The sequence below is a fragment of the Xanthovirga aplysinae genome (assembly GCF_009711365.1).
Taxonomy (GTDB): Bacteria; Bacteroidota; Bacteroidia; order Cytophagales; family Cyclobacteriaceae; genus Xanthovirga; species Xanthovirga aplysinae.
On the sequence record NZ_SMMB01000389.1, the window covers coordinates 1 to 539 of the forward strand.

The window sequence follows — 539 nt, forward strand, 5'->3', positions numbered from 1 at the left end:
AAGTTTTGTAACTTCCCTAGAGAATGAAAAAGCGAAAACAGCAAAAGGGGGAGGTAGGGGAGATGGTTCCGATGGATTATGTAAAGAGGAAGCTACCATTTACAATGATCCGATGAATCCAAAAAAGGATAATTGTTAGTTTAATATCAAACACAGGGCATTATTCAAAACCAACCCTTACCAAGTGTAGGGGTTGTTTTATTTTTCAACCGTTTTTTGTGACAATTTCACCTATTTACGTTTTGGAATTAATCCTTAATTTTCCTTATGGCCTCTTTAATTTCTTTCAACCTTTCGGTTATGTATTCCCTTGCCGCAGGTGTCTGGGCACCCTCCCAATCAGAGAGATCTTCCTCTAACTTCTTTTTTTCTTGTTCTAAAATCCAAATGGCGTAATTCATAGTTTTAATTATTCCTTTTATCTAGAGAGTGGAAGTAATTAAACACAAGAATCTATCTCAACCTGAATTCTATAAGATTCCTCCAAAGATATATTTAACATAGATGCTGTTTCCAGAATGTCTTTCAACTTTCCCAAA

At 35.3% G+C, this 539-nt stretch carries 2 protein-coding genes; one reads left to right on the top strand and one right to left on the bottom strand.

Translation table 11 applies throughout. The features are described 5' to 3' along the window. Positions 1-139: pinensin family lanthipeptide (locus tag E1171_RS24860; RefSeq protein WP_187696161.1), on the top strand; the 139-nt coding region annotated here is incomplete at its 5' end. A 109-nt stretch (positions 140-248) separates the two neighbouring features. Here E1171_RS24860 and E1171_RS01330 read toward each other — a convergent pair. After that, entirely contained in the window at positions 249-401 is a 153-nt protein-coding gene (locus E1171_RS01330) for a hypothetical protein (protein WP_155203326.1), read from the bottom strand. Positions 402-539 lie beyond the last annotated feature (138 nt).